At 36.4% G+C, this 2,741-nt stretch carries 3 protein-coding genes; 2 read left to right on the top strand and 1 reads right to left on the bottom strand.

The genetic code is table 11. The features are described 5' to 3' along the window. The first annotated feature begins 162 nt into the window (after window positions 1-162). On the top strand, window positions 163-696 hold the full coding sequence (locus tag H6G97_RS49405; RefSeq protein ID WP_190947560.1) for a hypothetical protein: 534 nt from the start codon (window positions 163-165) through the stop codon (window positions 694-696). 186 nt (window positions 697-882) lie between these two features. Here H6G97_RS49405 and H6G97_RS49400 read toward each other — a convergent pair whose 3' ends face one another. Continuing rightward, a complete protein-coding gene (locus H6G97_RS49400) occupies window positions 883-1,896 on the bottom strand; it encodes a hypothetical protein (protein ID WP_190947559.1) in 1,014 nt (337 codons plus the stop codon). Between the two features lie 156 nt (window positions 1,897-2,052). On the opposite strand from H6G97_RS49400, the gene H6G97_RS49395 reads away from it, so the two are divergent. Then, window positions 2,053-2,253: a helix-turn-helix domain-containing protein gene (locus H6G97_RS49395; RefSeq protein WP_199350181.1), complete on the top strand. Its 201-nt coding sequence runs from the start codon at window positions 2,053-2,055 to the stop codon at window positions 2,251-2,253. Window positions 2,254-2,741: the final 488 nt, after the last annotated feature.

Genomic DNA, 2,741 nt, shown 5'->3' with positions numbered 1-2,741 from the left:
GCTTCCAATACACCAGCTTTTATTACAAATACAAGGCATTCGGAATCAGATTCAAATAATACTTATGTACTAGTAATTGGCGCTCGCATTGTGCCAGTTGCGTAAGTCCTGTATAGTTTTAGTGTTCCCATCAAAACTACTCTAGGAGTAAGTTTTGCTAGCATGAATGAATTACAATATTCCAAAATGTTTGAGATTTATGACACTCATAAAACAGCAATTTCAGAATTAGTTTTTCTGCGAATTATTCAAGTTTGGTATGAGTTTATTAATCAACTAGTTGAACACCTTGTAAAAGAAAGACTTGCTGGGTGTAAAAACTATCCTAAAATACAGATTTTAATGTCTAAAATTACAAGTAAAGATGAAATTCCAAAAATAATTGAAAAGTTCGACCGTACTTCAAACATAAAAAAGCTCACTGAAATTGAAAATTATTTAGAAAGAAAAATAGATGAGGAATATAGAGAAAGAATAAAATTAGCTATTACTGTTAGAAATTTACTAGAACATAATCAAGGAGTTATTCGAGAGAGTGATTTAAAGCTTGTAGCAAGTACATCTATTAAGTTAATTAACCAATCATGTCAAGAGCAAGATTTTTTAATTGGTGAGAAGGTTGAAATTACAATTTATGAAGTCTTTAGGTTGAAACAAGCTTTTTATCATGCTTCTAAGCAGTTAATTCCAAATTAATTATTTTTATTAATACAACTTATGTATTTGTAATCCAGCTTAGTAGCTTGTATTATAATTCATCGTAATTTTTGATATTTCGCTAATCTTGGTCATACAGAGATATTGATGATATTGATTAGTACGATGACCGCCGTTATTAGGTATTAAATAATGTTAGATGTAGCTGGATTAGATTACTGTGGCTCAGGCATTGCGAAAATTCAATCTGAATGGAAGACTGCCGTCACCACGATCCATAAGGGGTTCCATCAGTAGTGCCATTAATTCCTGACTTAAACCAAAGGAGAAATTTCCATCGCCAAGGTACTGTAAGCTAAAGTAATTATTCTCATTATCGAAATTATCCCGGAGCAGGACTGTAATCACTTTTTTTGCGGTGGACAAGAATACCCAATACCGATACTTATCTGAGTTGGTATGACTAACAATAAAAGAATTCCAAGACTCTTGCCAAGCTTGAATTGATGGTGTTGAAACGGAATGCGCGAAACCTCGAATATCGTTGGTGAACGACGAATTTACAACTACTACATTATCGCGAACAAAGGCTGATATCAAGTCAAAGGTCTCAAATTTCTCGGCAGTAGAATTGTATAGAACAAAGTTTGTATCTTCTTGCCAAATTATTTTTCCATTGCAAACTCGAAGTCCAAAAATAATTCCCCCAACATTTTGCTCAATGATATTACTATGGATACCATACGACTGTACGATAGCAATGAGTATAGGCAGAATCCTGCCCGATGCCAACTTACCATTAACTAACATTGATAGTACTAGTGGTGTTAAAGCGGCATGATAGGAAGTGAGACTTCCAATTGTATAGTAGTCAAACTGGTTACTGTCTAATCCATGCTTTGAGTTCCAATGGATAAGTTTTGGATCACCATTCGAGGGTGCATAGGCTAATAACAATTCAACAGGTCGCTTAGGATCAAATGGGCCAAAACTGGCATTTACCTTCCCGAATAAATTCGCAAATGTTTCTGCACTGCAAAAATTTTCTTTCAGAAACTCAATAATTGCCGTTGCTAATTGAACATCGCCTGCAAAAGCTATAGCTGTGTCGGGTGCTATAGGTACAATTTTTAACAGAGATTCCTCAACGTACTCACCCCTAACTTTGTCGTGGAGTTGACCAAAGCTTGATTTATCAAAGTTTGGTAGAGATGATTTAGTAGCTGCGGTATCAGCCAAAAGGTAAACGGTATCCCCGTATTTCCAAGCAAAACAGTACGTCATAACATTAACCCTTAATACCTAGCGCGATTAAACTCTTTTTAACAGAAATATAATAATTGTGATCGCCCTCAAGGGGTAATTGACAAGTTATCCTCAATCATTGAAGGGCTATTGAGCAGAGGCGACAATCAGCTAGTAGTGCCGATCGCCAATAAGCTGCTACTGACTATTGCAGAAGCTCAAGTACTAACTGGGCTTTCTAGAGAATTCCTGCGAGACGCAATTAACAAAGGTGAGTTAAAAGCCAAAGTAATTGGCAAGGGTTGGCGAGTTAAACGCAGCGACCTACAAGAATACGTTGACAAACTGTGAAATATTCTCGCCAAATTGCGTGTGATTTGAAATAAAAAATGAGATTTTAACTCATGATATGCTTCAAAAATGAGTATCCAGTTTATAGGTTCTTGTCAGCTTTTGGTGATGATGAAAGGTTACGCACTTTAAGGCAGAGGGCAGAAGGCAGAAGGCAGAAGGGTTTTAAGATTTTGCCTGTCGTCGTAGAACTTGTGACAAAGATCCAGATCCAACCTGAAGACTTTTATTGTGATGTAGAGATTCTGTAACCCTTATACCACAAGGCTTTCTGTAATTTTCTTCTTTCTTCCTTCTGCCCTCTGCCCTCTGCCTTAAAGTGCGTAACCTTTCATCATCACCAAAAGCTGACAAGAACCAGTTTATAGTTCACTTGTATCCGCTCGGTAAATCGGGGTAGAAAGAAAAAATCAGAATGTAGATTGGTAGACACGGCGTTATAAAATATGATATATGACGCAAAAATCATCTGCTGGGAACTTAGTATC

This window comes from Nostoc flagelliforme FACHB-838 (genome assembly GCF_014698065.1).
In the GTDB taxonomy this organism is placed as follows: Bacteria; Cyanobacteriota; Cyanobacteriia; order Cyanobacteriales; family Nostocaceae; genus Nostoc; species Nostoc flagelliforme_B.
This window is presented reverse-complemented; position numbering and strand designations above follow the sequence as displayed.